The following is a 14,490-nucleotide window of genomic DNA, read 5'->3' on the forward strand; positions in this document are numbered from 1 at the left end:
GAAACCTTCAGGTTCGGGCCATCTTCCTTCAGGCAGCAGCAAACCGGTCGAGCGCGGCAAGCCCGTCGTCGGGCCAGCGCGACAGGGCAAGCAGGCGCTTGTGACCGTGGCCGATGAACAGTTCGTCGGTCACGCCCATGCCGCCGTGGAACTGGATCATCTCGTGCCCAAGTTCGACCGAAGCCGGGGCGACGAAGGCGCGCAGGCCGTCAACGGCGGTGGCGAACCTGTCCGATCCCTGGCTGACAATGGCAAGATCGAGCAGTGCCCTACCCTGCTCGATCGCGGCATATTGCGCGGCCATGCGGTGCTGGATCGCCTGGAACGAGCCCAGGGGCGTGCCGAACTGCTGACGCGTGCGCAGGTAATCGAGCGTGGCTTCGAACAGCTGCTGCATTATACCCAGCGCCTCGGCAGATCGGGCGAGCGAGGCAAGCACGCCGACTTCGGCAACATCGGCCAGCGAGCCGCCGAGCCGCTGGGCCGGCACCGCAGCGAGATCGAGCGAGACTGCCAGCGATCCGTCCACCATCCGCCACGGGTTGATCGAAAGACCGGGCGCATCGGCGGCGACGAGATAGAGCGCCACGCCTTCCTGATCGGCAGGTGCGCCATGTTCGCGCGCGGTGACGATATAGCCATCAACCCCGGCGCCAGCGGGCACGCACGATTTCGCTCCGGTCAGAGCGCCCGCATCATCGACGCGCGTTTCGATGAAGGTCCGTCCTGCACGGGCACGCTGTTCAGCATGGGCCAGCGCAAGGCGGCGGGTGCCCATGGCAAGGCCGTCCATCCATTGTGCAGCAAGATCGGCCGGGGCGACGCGTTCGAACAGCCGCGCTGCGACCATCACGTTTTCTATCAGGGGTTCGACGACGAGGCCCTTGCCCAGCGCCTGAAACACCGTGGCGATCGCAGTGGCATCTAGCGCCATCCCGCCACTTTCGAATGACAGGGGTGCCGCAACGAGGCCGAGTTCGGCCAGCAGGGACCACATCTGCGGCGAGAAGCCATTCGCCCCGCCGAGATAGACACGGCGGCGATCGAGGTCGTAGTTGTCATCGACGAAGCGCTCGGCAAGGGCCTTGAGCATTTCCTCGTCTTCATTCAGGTCGAAATTCACGTCCCTCTCCTCAAGGAGACGACCTGTAACAAGTTCGCACGGCTCGCCATGCTGCGCAAATGACTAGGCGTTTGAGCCAATACCGTCGTTGTTTCCAAAGCACTTGGCCGGTATGACCCATGTCCATAAGTACAGGAGAGGTCAGTGCAGCTTTCGGTGGAGTCGATCGACTCGGTCAGGATCAGCAATCCGCAGGACGTGCGCCGCGCGGCAGAAGCCCTGCACCAGATCGCAACGGCCGCCGGCATGCGTGCCGCCCCTGCGCACGATATTGCTGACAAGCGCACGCCGGTCGATGCCGATGGCAACATCTTGGCACGCGACGTATTCGGCTGGAACGACGAGAAGGTGTGGTGGCGCAATTCGCGCATCGCGCTCGATTCGCCGCTGACGTCTGCGTGCCGGTTCGAGAGCGAGCCATTCTGGGTGAACGCCAACGGTTTTCACACCCGCCAGCCTAACCACTACCTGACCGCCATCGACCTCACCAACTTCGAGGCTCGCGCGATGACCCGCGCTGCCATCGTCGTGCCCGTGCACCTGCCGTTCGGGCAGATCGGTGCAGTCAGCTTCAATCCGCTCGATCCTGCGCAGACCGAACTGGATGACGTGTTCCTTGAGAACGGCGACGCCTTCGGCATCTATGCACGCACCTTCATCGCCAGCTATGTCCATGCGATGGGATCGGCGCAGGCCCTGCCCTCGGGCTCGCGCCTGTCAAAGCGTGAGGTGGAGTGCCTGCGTTGGGCGGCCATCGGCAAGACCGACCTGGAAATCAGCATGATCATGGGCCGCAGCCGGGCCACGGTGCGTTTCCACATCCACAACGCCTCGATGAAGCTCAATGCGGTGAACCGCAGCCAGACAGTCTTCAAGGCGGCGCAGCTGGGCTATATCTCGCTGGCGACTTGAGGGTGGTCACCGAGGCATGTGCGTGAACAGCCGTTCGAGGTCTCAGCCTTCCGTCTCGTTCATCGTCCCTCACTCATCCCACGGCGGAATTTCGCCAGCGCCAACCTGGCTGGAGATGCCGAGCAGGAACCCGCCGTAGACTTCGGTCGCATTGGGATACTTCGCGGCCATGATCGCGGCGAGTTCCTTTGAGGTCTTCGACCGGCTGCGCGCCTCGGCGAAGGCCTTGATGTAGGCGCGGGTCCAGCCGATGCTCATGCTGTCATCAGGCAGGCCGGGCTTGGTGTGTCCGGCGACGACCTTGACCGGATTGAGCGCCTCGAGCTGGTCAAGCGTCTTCAGCCAGGCATCGTACTGCGCAGGTCCGTGTTCGCCGAGCCAGACGTAGACGCCATTGTAGAGAATGTCCCCTGCGATCAGGGTGCGGGTCTCGGCGTCCCAGACCACGGTCGAATGGACGTGATCGCCCTGCATCGGGCCCAGAACCTGAAGTTTGTGGCCTTCGAGATCGAAGCTGTCTCCGGCCATCGCCACGGGCTGCACCGGGCGCTTGGGCGCATTCGTGCCGAGCTGTCCGCTCCAGCGCTTGAACTTGATCGGGATCGAGCGCGCCATATCCTTGGCGGCAACCGGATTGGCGATGATCTTCGCGTCCGGGAATGCATCCTGCAGCACGTCCAGTCCGAAGAAGTGATCGGGGTGATCATGCGTGATGATGATCGCCTTGAGGCTCTTGCCGCTGTCGAGCACTTCAGCGGCAACGCGCATGGCGTCGGACCGGGCAAAGGGTACGTCGACAAGGACGGCGTCCTTCTCACCGGTGATCAGGGTGACGTTGGCCACCATGCTGACCGGGCTGGTCGGGATCACCTTGTATTCGAGCGGCCCCTTTGCAGGTGTCTGGGCATGGGCTGCGCTGATTGAAAGCGCCGATGCCGCGAGAAGCGAGAGAACCTTTCGCATTTCCGTCTCCTCAGTGTGCGGTTTGGCCGCCGTCGATGGTGAAAGTGGCGCCGTTGATGAAGCTGGCTCCGTCCGAGCACAGGTGCAGCACCGTGGGAGCGATTTCCTCGGGGCGCGCGGCGCGGCCTGAAATGTTCTGGGCGAAGAACATCTGGGTGAATTCGTTGCTGTCGGCCCAGTGCTGGGTCATCGGGGTGACGACGAAGCCGGGCGCGATGGCGTTCACGCGGATGCCTTGCTGGGCGTATTCCACGGCCGCCGCCTTGGTCAGGCCGGAGACGGCATGCTTCATTGCGCAGTAGGCGCTCATATTGGGGTCCGCGATCAGCGCGCCGACGCTGGCGGTGTTGACGATTGCCCCGCCGCCGACCTTCAGGAAGTGGCGGATTTCGGCCTGCATGGCGAAGAACACACCCTTGAAGTCGACATCGATGGCAAGGTCGAGTTCGTCCTCCGGAATTTCGTGGATCGGACGCTGTGGTGGTAGGACGCCGGCGTTATTGAACGCCGCATCCATCCGGCCGAAGCGGTCGAGGCATTGCGCCACCAGTTCGTCCAGCTCCGGGGCCTTGCGCACGTCGGTCTTGCGGAAGGCCGCCCGGCCCCCTTCTCCGAGAATCATCGCGACGGTTTCATCGGCGCGGTCGTCGATGTCGCCGATCATTACCGAGGCGCCTTCGCGCGCGAATGCGATGGCTGTGGCCCGGCCGATGCCGGTGGCGGCGCCCGTCACGAGGACGGCCTTTCTTTCGAAGCGCATCATCTTACACGATTCCTGATTTGCCGGGGGCGAGAATGCCGTTGGGATCGAGCGCGTGCTTGATCTTGGCGTTGAATTCGCGGTTCACGGCCCCGTACTGCTGGGCGACAAGCTCCATCGAGTTCACGCCGGTGCGGTAGCTCGCCCAGCCTTGCGCGCCGAAGCGGGTGACGAGTTCGCGGTAGCAGGCGTCGGCCTTCTTCTCCTGCTCGGCATCGGACTTGTCGAACAGCAGCGCGATGATGTGGTGCAAGTCGCGCCAGCCGATGGCGTAGGCCGCGGTGTAGTCGAAGCCGTGGCGTTCGACGATTTCCTTGGCCAGCGCGGTCTGGCGCTCGGCCTCAACGCCGCGCGCGGCGGCGACAGGCGCGAACCATGCAAGGCCCCCGCCGGCCCCGCGCCAGCGCAACAGGCCGATCTCGTCAAGGTTGAGGCCGCCTTCCATCAGCGTGGCGTGGTGATGGAACCACGGGTTATCGCCCATTTCGGCCGCGGTAAGCACTTCACCGCCGCTGGCTTCAAGGCTGGCGCGGATGATCGGCTCGACGCCCGCCACGGTCTGTTCGGTGCCGTAGAGTGCGAAGTAGGTGTTCCACATGCCCAGGCCATTGGCCTTGGCTGCTTTCTTTAGAGAAGCCTCATCGAGCACCGCGCCATCGGGCACGATCTCGTTGCGGCGCTTGAACATGGCGAGCTGGTAGGACGCACTCATCATCAGGTTGCAGTTGGCGACGAGATTGGAGACGCGAAGCGGGCGCATCGCCTCGATGATGCGCGGCACGTCGGCCATTTCACCATGACGCACCATGAACGGCTTGTAGACTGGCGGCTTGGGCATGAGCCACAGGCCCATCTTGGTGACGACGCCGAAGTTCGACTGGGTGAACAGGCCGTCGAGATAGGGTCCGTAGCCCCACTTGAACGCCTGCCACGCGGTGCTGCCCTTGATCGAGCCCATGCCGGTGCGCATGACTTGCCCATCGGCCAGCACCACTTCCATTCCGCACTGGAACATGAAGTGTTCGCCATAGGGCGTATAGCCCACCCCGCGATCGAGCGTGTTGCCTACCGGCGAGGCAATCGGGCCGACAGTCGGCACGTCGATCCACAGCGGAATGTTGTTCTCTACCAGGTGATCCTTGAGCTGCTGGTAGGTGACGCCGGGTTCGAGCAGGCAAGTCCCGAGATCGGCGTCGACTTCAAGGATGCGGTTCATCCGCTTGAGATCGAGCACGACCTGCCCCGGCGTGGCGGGCGCGGTCATCCCGTAGCCCATGTTCTTGCCGGTGGAGACCGGCCAGAGCGGCTGGCGGTACTTGTTGGCGATGCGGACGATCTCCTGCACCTGCTCAACGCTTTCGGGGCAGACAGCGCCGATGGGCACGTGGCGGTTCGCCGGGTCTGGCACATAGACCTTGGCGTAGGGAGCGACTGCTTCCTCATCGCCGAACACCCATTCCGCGCCAACGACAGCGCGGAAGGCCTTCATCACCCCGGCAAAGTCTGCCTTGGACATGTGAGGGGCGAGCGGCGCGGGGTTCCTTGCGCTGGCGCCGGTGCCAAGGCCAAGGCTGGCTGCACCGATGATGCCTGCGCCAAGCAGGCCGCGACGGTCGAGGTTCAGATCGCTCATTGTCCGTGCTCCCCCTTGCGAGCATCGCTTTTCTCGATCCAGGCGGCGAGAGCTTCCAGCTCCTCAGGCTTCACCTCGGTCGGGCGGAAGGCGGGCATGCCGTTCTGGCCATGGCGGACGATGTACTTGACGCTCTCCGCCGGGATTGCCCGGCCAAGGATGATCGGGCCGACGTTGCGGCCATGACAGTAGCCGCAGGTCTTGGCGTAGACCGTCTCCGGCGCGCGGATCGGTTGCGTCTCGCCCAGTTTCTGGCTGGCAATGGCGGGCGCGGCCAGCGCGAGCAGCGTTGCCCCTGCAATGGCAAGGGCTGTGGTCTTATCGGGCATGTATCCCCTCCGGTGCGGCGTGATCTCCGCTTGCCGAAAGAGTTATCGCGCCTGTGGGCGCCTCGCTATCGGCGCTGTTCCGGAGCGTTCCACCAAGCGAAACGTGCGTGCGAGATCAGCCAAGTGATGCGAGTGCCAGGGTCAGGATGCCAAGGCCGCCCGCCATCCACGCCCGCAAACGCAACCAGCCCGGCGGCAGAGTGACGTCGCCGGAAAGCTTGCGGTCTACCAGCGGGCTGGCCAGCAGCAGCAGGCCCAGCGCAACCAGCGAAGGGCCCGGCCAGTGCCAGCCCTCACTCCACGGCAGCAGCGCAGCCCACGCAGCAAGGCTGGGCAGCACCGACACGACATAGAGCCCGGACTTCCGCACCCCGCCAAGCAGCCCGGCCATCCACCACAGCCCACCGAGGAACGACAGGATCAACGCAGCGTAGAAGCAGCCTGCCGCCTTGGCGGTCCACTGATACGGCCCCTTGTCCATTACTGCCCAGATGCACAGCGCCTGTGGCAGCCAGCCCGCCAGTCCCAAGACGGTGACGGCAGGAGGCAGGGTGGTTCGGGTCACGCGGGCAGACTCTTTCATCGTTCGCCCGCTCTGCCCCTGCGCCTATCCTCTCGCAACACGGCCCTGTTGCCACGTCGAGGATTACTGCCAGCGGGTTTAGGCCATGGGCATGGACAGGTTCCCCCTCACCCGCGCCGCTGCTCTCGAACGACTCGAACGTTTCGTTCCCCGCGCCGGCAGCGCCTATGCGGCGCGGCGCAATCTCGTCGACCCGCAGGGCAACCACGCCAATGTCTCCCGCCTTTCCGCCGCGCTGCGCCGCCGTCTGATCGGCGAAGACGAAGTTGTGCAAAGCGTTCTGGCGGCGCATCGGCTGGACAAGTGCGAAAAGTTCATCGCCGAGGTATTCTGGCGGACCTACTGGAAGGGCTGGCTGGAGCAGCGCCCCGGGGTGTGGAGCGCATACCTCGCCGATGTCAGCGCGTTTCATCCCGGCACCATGATTGCCGAGGCGATGGCAGGCCGCACCGGCATCGATGCCTTCGACCATTGGGCACGTGAGCTTGCGGCGACTGGCTACCTGCACAACTGGGCGCGGATGCAGGTTGCATCGATCTGGATCTTCACGCTCGGCCTGCCCTGGCAGTTGGGTGCGCAGTGGTTCTTAGAGAAGCTGGTCGATGCAGACCCTGCTTCCAATACGCTGAGCTGGCGATGGGTGGCGGGCTTGCATACGCCGGGCAAGACCTATCTTGCCGATGCCGACCGGATCGCGGCGATGACCGGGGGCAGGTTCAGGCCCGATGGTCTTGCCCGAGTGGCGCGCACTCCCGAGGCGGCTTCACCCTTGCCGCGAACGCCGCTCCGCACGGCAATTGCCCTGGACCCTGCCCTGCCCACGCTGGTCCTGTTGACGCCTGAAGACTGCTCGTTGGAAACTGTCCTGCCAGATCTTGACGTGCGCGCCGTGGTTGTTGCCGACGATCTTGCGGCCAACGAGTGGGACCGGATGGCACTCGACGACGCAGCCCTTCGTGCTGCTGCTCACTGGCAATGTCCTGTCGGGGTAGCCAATCCCGTGGCCTTCGCCGAGCTTCACGGCTGCAGGCAGGTGGTTACCGGCTTTGCCCCCGTCGGTCCGGTCGCTGCCGCGCTTGACGCGCTGCGATCACGACTTGCCGCAAACGGCATGGTCCTTGCCGAACACCAGCGCACGTGGGACCGCCTGTGCTGGCCCCACTGCGGCAAGGGCTTCTTCAACCTCAAGAGCGAAATTCCGCGCCTGCTGGACCAACTTCGACCAATGCGCTCGCCCCTGTCCGTTTGCTTGCCCTAGCGTTTTGCTGACCCTAGCGTTTTGCTGACCCTAGCGTTTTGCCCACCCTAGCGTTTTGCAGAGTCGGCAAATGCTGCTTCGACGGGTCTAGTGCAGGAAACCGGAATCAGGCCTCCGGACTTGCACGGACGGGAGTGGAATGCACGTTATCGCCCAAGGGCTCATTACCGAGGACAACCCGCCGCACCTGATCGGCGGGCGCGAGCGTGATACGGGCCGCGTGGTGTTTCCCTGTCCCACTGGTGACCGGTACGATCAAGTCGCGCTGTCACGCACCGGCACGCTGTGGTCCTACACCATCCAGCGCTATCGCCCGAAATCGCCACCCTACAAGGGCCCCGAGGCCTTTCGCCCATGGGCCGTCGCCTACGTCGAGCTGCCGGGCGAAGTGATCGTGGAATCGCGCCTGACCGACATCGCCTTCGAAGACATCCGCATCGGCATGCCGCTGGAACTGACCATGATACCGCTCGATCCGGATGCCGCCGATCCGGTGATGATCCCCGCCTTCCGGCCTGCAGGAGATGCGGCATGAGCGACGATGTCTGCATTGTTGGCGTCGGCATTCACCCGTTCGGTCGCACCGATGGGCTGTCCGGCCTCGAACAGGGCGTATATGCCGTGCGCGAGGCGCTGGCCGATGCCGGGATCGACTGGCCGCAGATCCAGTTTGCCTATGGCAGCTCGGACGCGGCCGGCAATCCCGATACGATGGTCGAGCGCCTGGGCCTGACCGGCGTGCAGTTCATCAACGTGCGCAATGGCTGTGCGGCTGGCGGGTCGGCGCTGTTCTCTGCCCAGATGGCGATCAAGAGCGGCGAGTTCGACATCGGTCTTGCCGTCGGCTTCGACAAGCACCCGCGCGGCGCGTTCAATGCCCTGCCTTCGGAATACAACCTGCCGGAATGGTATGGCGATGCCGGCTACATGATCACCACGCAGTTCTTTGCGGCCAAGATCATGCGCTACATGCACGAACACGGCATCAGCCAGACCAGCCTGGCGCGCGTGGCCAACAAGGCCTTTCGCAATGCGGTGCATGCGCCCCATGCCTGGCGGCGCGAACCGGTGGACATGGAGACCATTCTCGAGGCGCCGCTCGTTTCGGACCCTTATACCAAATACATGTTCTGCTCTCCGGCTGAGGGCGGCGTCGCGCTGATCCTGGCCAGCGAGAAGAAGGCGCGCGAGCTGGGCAAGCCGCTGGTCCGGCTCAAGGCTGCGACGATGCGCACCCGCCCGCCGAAGAGCTTCGAGGTTTTTGCGCCGTCGATCGACATCGGCGGTGGCAAGGCCACGGCCACGCAGATCGCCAGCGCCGATGCCTTCCGCATGGCCGGTATCGGGCCCGAAGACATTGCCCTTGCCCAGCTGCAGGACACCGAATGCGGCGCGGAGATCATGCACATGGCCGAGAACGGCTTCTGCAAGGACGGCGATCAGGAAGCATGGCTGGCGCAAGGTCGCACCGAGATTGGCGGCAGCCTTCCGGTCAACACCGATGGCGGCTGCCTCGCCTGTGGTGAGCCGATCGGCGCATCGGGCCTGCGCCAGGTCTACGAGAACGTCGTCCAGCTGCGCGGTGATGGCGGCGGCAGGCAGGTTCCCGGCAATCCCAAGACCGCATACAGTCATGTCTATGGCGCCCCCGGCGTCTCTGCCGTTACAATTCTCGAGCGTTGACAGTTATGGATATCGATCTTTCTCCCGAAGAACTGGCCTTCCGTGACGAAGTGCGCGCCTTTCTGGCCGAGAAGCTGCCTGAAGAAGTGAAGCATGGCGCCGCGATGTCGCCCACCGTGTTCGTCGAACCGGACATCGGCCAGCGCTGGAACGCGGTGCTGAACGAACAGGGCTGGCTCGCCTATCAGTGGCCCAAGGACGTGGGCGGTACGGGCTGGACGCCCACGCAGCGCTACATCTTCGAAAAGGAGTGTGCACTTGCCGGCGCACCGAACCTGACGGTGCTGGGTCTCAAGCTCGTCGCCCCGGTGATCTATACTTTCGGAACGCCCGAACAGAAAGCGAAGTACCTGCCCAAGATCCTGTCGGGCGAGGATTACTGGTGTCAGGGCTTTTCCGAACCCGGCTCAGGCTCTGACCTTGCCAGCCTGCAGTGCCGTGCCGTGCTTTCCGATGACGGTACGCATTACAAGCTCAATGGATCGAAGATCTGGACCACGCACGCCCACTGGGCCAACAAGATGTTCGCGCTGGTCCGCACCGATGCCAGCGTGAAGAAGCAGGCAGGTATCTCGTTCCTGCTCGTCGACATGAACCAGCCCGGCGTCTCGGTCCGGCCGCTGCTGACGCTGGCCGGTGACCACGAAGTCAACCAGGTGTTCCTTGAAGACGCCATCGTGCCAGTCGAGGACCGCGTCGGCGAGGAAGGTGATGGCTGGAAGCTCGCCAAGTTCCTGCTCGAGAACGAGCGCGGTGGTTCGTGCCATTCGCCCAAGCTGGAATACGACCTTGCCCAGATCGAACAGGCTGCGGAAGGTGAGCCCGATGGCCGTGGCGGCAGGCTGGCTGACGACACTGACTGGAAGCGCCGCGTGGCCAAGGTGCGACTGGGCATCCAGAGCCTCGAGATGATCGAGCTGAAGATTCTCTCGGAGATCGCCAAGGGTCGCCCGCCCGGACCGCAAACCTCGCTGTGCAAGCTGCTGGCCTCCAACCTCCGTCAGGACGTCGATCTGCTGGCAGTGGATCTTTATGGCCCGGCCGGCCTCCAGCTCGATCTGGCGCGGCCGCTTTATGGCGACAATGCCCCGGCACCGATCCACGCAGAGGGCGCGCAGGTCGCGTCTGCGCGCTATCTCAACAGCCGGGCATGGACAATTTTCGGCGGAACCAACGAAGTGCAGGCAAGCATCATCGCGCGCACTGTGCTCGGACTGTAAAGGAAGAAGAGGATGCAACTGAGCCGTGAGGCGCTATTGCGCGCCTATCGCCAGATGAAGGTGATCCGCGAATTCGAGGAACGCCTGCACGTCGATATCCAGACCGGCGAAATTGCCGGGTTCACTCATCTCTATTGCGGGCAGGAAGCCGTCGCGGTCGGTGTGTGCGAGCATCTCGACAATGACGACAAGATCGTCTCGACCCATCGCGGCCACGGCCACTGCCTTGCCAAGGGCTGTGACGTGAACGGAATGATGAAGGAAATCTGGGGCAGCCGCGAAGGCCTGTGCAAGGGCAAGGGCGGCTCGATGCATATTGCCGACGTCGACAAGGGCATGCTCGGCGCCAACGGCATCGTCGGCGCGGGCGCCCCCATCGCGGTAGGCGCCGGGATCGCCGCCAAGATCGATGGGAAGGGCAAGGTCGCCATCACATTCTCGGGCGACGGCGCGTGCAACCAGGGAACCACGTTTGAAGCGATGAACATGGCCGTGGTTACCAAGGCCGCGACCATCTTCGTGTTCGAGAACAACCACTATTCCGAGCACACCGGCTATCAGTATGCGGTCGGCACCAATGGCGACATCGCCAGCCGCGCTGAAGCCTTCGGCATGAAGGTGTGGCGCGGGGACGGGACCGACTTCTTCTCGGTCTATGAAACCATGCGCGAAGTGCTCGATTACGTGCGCGTCCCCGGCAACGGTCCAGCGGCGGTGGAATTCGATACCGAGCGCTTCTTCGGCCACTTCGAGGGCGACCCGCAGCGCTACCGCGGCCCGGGCGAACTCGACCGCATCCGCGAGGAGCGCGACTGCCTCAAGAAGTTCCGCGAAAGCGTGACCCAGGCCAAGCTGCTGGCAGGCGAAGACCTCGACAAGATCGACGCCGAAGTGCTGGAGGCCATCGAGGAATCCGTCCGGCAAGCCAAGGCTGCCGATCGTCCCACCGCCGAAGACGTCCTGACCGACGTCTACATTTCGTACTGAGACGAGGGAGCGGACCAATGGCAAAAATGATGTACCGCGACGCTGTCGTCTCGACGATCGCAGAGGAAATGGAGCGCGACGAGAACGTCGTGTGCCTGGGCGAAGACATTGTCGGCGGCATGGGCACGCCCGGTGGCCCCGAGGCCATCGGCGGCATCTGGTCGACCTCGACCGGATTGTTCGGGAAGTTCGGCGCGGACCGCGTGATCGACACGCCCATTTCGGAAAGCGCAATCATGGGTGCGGCTGCGGGCCTTGCGCTTTCGGGAAAGCGCCCGATTGCCGAGCTGATGTTTGCCGACTTCATCGGCGTCTCTCTCGACCAGATCTGGAACCAGATCGCCAAGTTCCGCTACATGTTCGGCGGCAAGACCAAGTGCCCGGCGGTGATCCGCATGGCCTATGGCGCGGGCTATAATGCCGCTGCCCAGCACAGCCAGGCAGTGCATCAGATCCTGACCGGCATGCCCGGCCTCAAGGTGGTGATGCCGACCACTCCTGCCGACGTGAAGGGTCTGCTGCGCACTGCAATCCGCGACGATGATCCGGTGATCTTCCTTGAACACAAGGCGCTTTATGGCGTCAGCGGCGAAGTGCCTGACGATCCGGACTTCATGATTCCGTTCGGCCACGCCCGCCTTTCCCGCGCCGGGCAGGATGTGACGATCGTCTCGACCGGTCTGCTTCTCGGCTTCTGCGAAGCGGTGGCGGACAAGCTGGCCGCCGAGGGCATCGGCTGCGACGTAATCGACCTGCGCACCACAAGCCCGCTGGACGAGGAAACGATCCTCGACTCCGTCGAAGTGACCGGTCGCCTAGTTGTCGTCGACGAAGCGCCGCCGCGCTGCAGCCTCGGGGCCGATATCTGCGCGCTGGTAGCTGAAAAGGCCTTCGCCAGCCTCAAGGCGCCCCCGCTGTCGGTCAACCCGCCGCACACCCCCATCCCGTTCGCGCGCGAGCTGGAATCTGCCTACCTCCCCTCGATCGACAAGATCGAGGCGGCGGTGCGCAAGGTTCTGGGCTACCGCTGAGGAGCCGCGACATGGCCAATATCCGCCCGTTCTGCATGCCCAAGTGGGGCATCGAGATGACCGAGGGCACGATCGCCGAATGGATGGTCAAGGAAGGCGAGGCCTTTTCCAAAGGCCAGGTCCTGTGCCTGATCGAAACCGCCAAGATCACCAACGAGGTCGAGGCTGAATACGATGCGGTGCTCAAGCGCCTGCTGACCCCGGCGAGCGACGAAGCGCACCCGGTGGGGGCGCTGCTGGCGGTGTTCGCCGATGCCGATACCAGCGACGCCGAGGTCGACGAGTTCATCGCCGGCTTCAAGCCCGCCGAAACCTCGGTTGCGGCCAAGGGCGGTGGTTCTGCACCGGCCCCGGCGGCAGCGACACCTGCTGCACCTGCCCAGGCACTGGCGCGCGAGCCGAAGAAGATCGTCACCAATCGCGCGATCAGCCCGGAAGCGCTGAAGCTCGCCGAAGCGGAAGGCGTCGATATCGAGCCGATCGAAGGATCGGGCCGCAACGGACGCATTACTTACCAGGACGTGGTGCAGGCTTTGCGCCCGGAACGCGCGGTATCCTACAAGGGCAGCGCGCAACTGGTGGAAGATACACCCGAGGCGTTCGCCTCCCCACTCGCCCGCCGCATTGCCGCGCAGCATGGGATCAGCCTATCCTCCATCAAGGGCACCGGCGCGCGCGGCCGCATATCCAAGGCCGACGTGCTGGCGCTGGTCAAGCCGACCACGGCCGCTGCGCCAGTCTTCGGTGCGCCGTTCGAACTCGTTGCCAACCAGCCGAGCGTCCAGCCCTTCGACAAGGTGCGCAAGGTCGTGGCGAAGCGCCTCACCGAGGCCAAGCAGACCATCCCGCATTTCTACCTGCGCGTCTCGGCCTCGGTCGATGCGCTGATGGACTTGCGCAAGACGGCGAACCTCGTTCTCGGTACCAAGGCGTCGATCAACGATTACATCGTCAAGGCCGTGGCGCTGGCACTGGTGAAGCACCCTGACGTCAACGTACAGGTCCATGGCGACAGCGTGCATTCGTTCCCGCACGCAGACGTCGCCATTGCCGTGGCCAGCCCCAAGGGCCTCGTGACTCCGATTGTCCGCCAGGCAGACCGCATGCACATCGCCCAGATCGCGGCGACCACCCGCGCGCTGATCGACAAGGCGCAAGCAGGCAAGCTTGGCTATGAGGACATGGATGGCGGCACATTCTCCGTCTCCAACCTCGGCATGTTCGGGATCGAACAGTTCGATGCGATCATCAACCCGCCACAGGGTGCGATCCTTGCCGTCGGCGGAGCCAATCGCGTCGCGGTGGAGGCGGACAATGGCGGCATCGCCTTCGAGACCCGCATACAACTGACCATGTCGGTTGATCATCGTGCCATTGATGGCGCAGCAGGGGCGCAGTTCCTGCAGACGCTCAAGGGCCTGCTCGAAGCACCGGAGGGCCTGTTCCAATGACCCGCGCAATCACCAGGCTCGGCCCGGTCGGCCAACTTGCCTACCTGCCGCAGGATTTCGACGCGGCGGTGAAATACTGGACCGAGACGATGGGCGTCGGCCCGTTCTACCTGATGGAGAACGTCGCGCTCGGGGATGCCAAGTACAAAGGCGTGCCCACGGGCGCGGTGTTCTCCATCGCCATCGCCTATTGGGGTGATGTGCAGATCGAACTGATCCGTCCGGAAAACAGCGAGCCTTCTATCTACACCGGCGAATACGCGGTGACCGACAGTCTCCACCACATCTGCATCTTTGTGGATTCGATCGAAGAAGCCCGAGCCGCCTGCGCCGAAGCAGGCGCCGAGATTCTCGTGGAGGGCAAGGTCGGTGCCGACGGCGAGGTGATCTACGTCGATCCCGGAAAGGGCCCCGGCCACGTGATCGAATTGCTCCAGAACATGACCGGCGCCGATGCCATCTTCCAGATGATCAAGGACGCCGCGAAAGACTGGGACGGGTCTGAACCGCTGCGCAAGCTGGGCTGACAAGCGCACGCTTGGCAGGCGTTGCTATAT

At 64.1% G+C, this 14,490-nt stretch carries 15 protein-coding genes; 9 read left to right on the top strand and 6 right to left on the bottom strand.

Annotation, left to right across the window (positions count from 1 at the left end; genetic code table 11):
• Nucleotides 1-28: 28 nt before the first annotated feature.
• A complete protein-coding gene (locus IM701_RS17370; protein ID WP_193828567.1) occupies nucleotides 29-1,123 on the bottom strand; it encodes an acyl-CoA dehydrogenase family protein in 1,095 nt (364 codons plus the stop codon).
• Nucleotides 1,124-1,267: 144 nt separating this feature from the next.
• Between IM701_RS17370 and IM701_RS17375 the strand changes: the two genes are divergently transcribed.
• A complete protein-coding gene (locus IM701_RS17375; RefSeq protein WP_039335645.1) occupies nucleotides 1,268-2,035 on the top strand; it encodes a LuxR C-terminal-related transcriptional regulator in 768 nt (255 codons plus the stop codon).
• Nucleotides 2,036-2,104: 69 nt separating this feature from the next.
• On the opposite strand, the gene IM701_RS17380 is transcribed toward IM701_RS17375, so the two are convergent.
• From IM701_RS17380 to IM701_RS17400, 5 genes are all read right to left on the bottom strand, one after another.
• Nucleotides 2,105-2,998, bottom strand: a complete 894-nt coding sequence (locus tag IM701_RS17380; protein WP_062343837.1) for an MBL fold metallo-hydrolase — start codon at nucleotides 2,996-2,998, stop codon at nucleotides 2,105-2,107.
• A 10-nt stretch (nucleotides 2,999-3,008) separates the two neighbouring features.
• A complete protein-coding gene (locus tag IM701_RS17385; RefSeq protein ID WP_193828568.1) occupies nucleotides 3,009-3,761 on the bottom strand; it encodes an SDR family NAD(P)-dependent oxidoreductase in 753 nt (250 codons plus the stop codon).
• Between the two features lies 1 nt (nucleotide 3,762).
• Nucleotides 3,763-5,391, bottom strand: a complete 1,629-nt coding sequence (locus tag IM701_RS17390; protein WP_193828569.1) for an FAD-binding oxidoreductase — start codon at nucleotides 5,389-5,391, stop codon at nucleotides 3,763-3,765.
• Nucleotides 5,388-5,720, bottom strand: coding sequence for a cytochrome c (locus tag IM701_RS17395; RefSeq protein WP_052242517.1), 333 nt, complete (start codon nucleotides 5,718-5,720; stop codon nucleotides 5,388-5,390). The genes IM701_RS17390 and IM701_RS17395 overlap by 4 nt, the downstream gene beginning before the upstream one ends.
• A gap of 115 nt (nucleotides 5,721-5,835) precedes the next feature.
• Nucleotides 5,836-6,285, bottom strand: coding sequence for a DUF3429 domain-containing protein (locus tag IM701_RS17400; protein WP_230487896.1), 450 nt, complete (start codon nucleotides 6,283-6,285; stop codon nucleotides 5,836-5,838).
• Nucleotides 6,286-6,394: 109 nt separating this feature from the next.
• Between IM701_RS17400 and IM701_RS17405 the strand changes: the two genes are divergently transcribed.
• From IM701_RS17405 to IM701_RS17440, 8 genes are all read left to right on the top strand, one after another.
• A complete protein-coding gene (locus IM701_RS17405) occupies nucleotides 6,395-7,561 on the top strand; it encodes an FAD-binding domain-containing protein (protein ID WP_230487897.1) in 1,167 nt (388 codons plus the stop codon).
• Nucleotides 7,562-7,700: 139 nt separating this feature from the next.
• Nucleotides 7,701-8,096 (top strand): Zn-ribbon domain-containing OB-fold protein, encoded by a 396-nt coding sequence (locus tag IM701_RS17410; RefSeq protein WP_193828571.1) that lies wholly within the window; start codon nucleotides 7,701-7,703, stop codon nucleotides 8,094-8,096.
• On the top strand, nucleotides 8,093-9,244 hold the full coding sequence (locus tag IM701_RS17415; RefSeq protein WP_193828572.1) for a thiolase family protein: 1,152 nt from the start codon (nucleotides 8,093-8,095) through the stop codon (nucleotides 9,242-9,244). The genes IM701_RS17410 and IM701_RS17415 overlap by 4 nt, the downstream gene beginning before the upstream one ends.
• Before the next feature lie 5 nt (nucleotides 9,245-9,249).
• Nucleotides 9,250-10,464: an acyl-CoA dehydrogenase family protein gene (locus IM701_RS17420; RefSeq protein WP_193828573.1), complete on the top strand. Its 1,215-nt coding sequence runs from the start codon at nucleotides 9,250-9,252 to the stop codon at nucleotides 10,462-10,464.
• Nucleotides 10,465-10,476: 12 nt separating this feature from the next.
• Entirely contained in the window at nucleotides 10,477-11,451 is a 975-nt protein-coding gene (locus IM701_RS17425) for a thiamine pyrophosphate-dependent dehydrogenase E1 component subunit alpha (protein WP_039335658.1), read from the top strand.
• Nucleotides 11,452-11,468: 17 nt separating this feature from the next.
• Nucleotides 11,469-12,482 (top strand): alpha-ketoacid dehydrogenase subunit beta, encoded by a 1,014-nt coding sequence (locus IM701_RS17430; RefSeq protein WP_062343830.1) that lies wholly within the window; start codon nucleotides 11,469-11,471, stop codon nucleotides 12,480-12,482.
• A gap of 11 nt (nucleotides 12,483-12,493) precedes the next feature.
• Nucleotides 12,494-13,933, top strand: coding sequence for a dihydrolipoamide acetyltransferase family protein (locus IM701_RS17435; RefSeq protein WP_193828574.1), 1,440 nt, complete (start codon nucleotides 12,494-12,496; stop codon nucleotides 13,931-13,933).
• Nucleotides 13,930-14,460 (top strand): VOC family protein, encoded by a 531-nt coding sequence (locus tag IM701_RS17440; protein ID WP_193828575.1) that lies wholly within the window; start codon nucleotides 13,930-13,932, stop codon nucleotides 14,458-14,460. Before IM701_RS17435 ends, IM701_RS17440 begins: the two co-directional genes overlap by 4 nt.
• Nucleotides 14,461-14,490 lie beyond the last annotated feature (30 nt).

This window comes from Novosphingobium sp. ES2-1, from assembly GCF_015169775.1.
In the GTDB taxonomy this organism is placed as follows: domain Bacteria; phylum Pseudomonadota; class Alphaproteobacteria; order Sphingomonadales; family Sphingomonadaceae; genus Novosphingobium; species Novosphingobium subterraneum.

Coding starts and splice junctions, on each gene's coding strand:
- IM701_RS17410 (WP_193828571.1), top strand. CDS start 7,701: ATGCACGTTATCGCCCAAGGGCTCATTACCGAGGACAACCCGCCGCAC.
- IM701_RS17380 (WP_062343837.1), bottom strand. CDS start 2,998: ATGCGAAAGGTTCTCTCGCTTCTCGCGGCATCGGCGCTTTCAATCAGC.
- IM701_RS17415 (WP_193828572.1), top strand. CDS start 8,093: ATGAGCGACGATGTCTGCATTGTTGGCGTCGGCATTCACCCGTTCGGT.
- IM701_RS17430 (WP_062343830.1), top strand. CDS start 11,469: ATGGCAAAAATGATGTACCGCGACGCTGTCGTCTCGACGATCGCAGAG.
- IM701_RS17395 (WP_052242517.1), bottom strand. CDS start 5,720: ATGCCCGATAAGACCACAGCCCTTGCCATTGCAGGGGCAACGCTGCTC.
- IM701_RS17425 (WP_039335658.1), top strand. CDS start 10,477: ATGCAACTGAGCCGTGAGGCGCTATTGCGCGCCTATCGCCAGATGAAG.
- IM701_RS17420 (WP_193828573.1), top strand. CDS start 9,250: ATGGATATCGATCTTTCTCCCGAAGAACTGGCCTTCCGTGACGAAGTG.
- IM701_RS17385 (WP_193828568.1), bottom strand. CDS start 3,761: ATGATGCGCTTCGAAAGAAAGGCCGTCCTCGTGACGGGCGCCGCCACC.
- IM701_RS17440 (WP_193828575.1), top strand. CDS start 13,930: ATGACCCGCGCAATCACCAGGCTCGGCCCGGTCGGCCAACTTGCCTAC.
- IM701_RS17405 (WP_230487897.1), top strand. CDS start 6,395: ATGGACAGGTTCCCCCTCACCCGCGCCGCTGCTCTCGAACGACTCGAA.
- IM701_RS17435 (WP_193828574.1), top strand. CDS start 12,494: ATGGCCAATATCCGCCCGTTCTGCATGCCCAAGTGGGGCATCGAGATG.
- IM701_RS17390 (WP_193828569.1), bottom strand. CDS start 5,391: ATGAGCGATCTGAACCTCGACCGTCGCGGCCTGCTTGGCGCAGGCATC.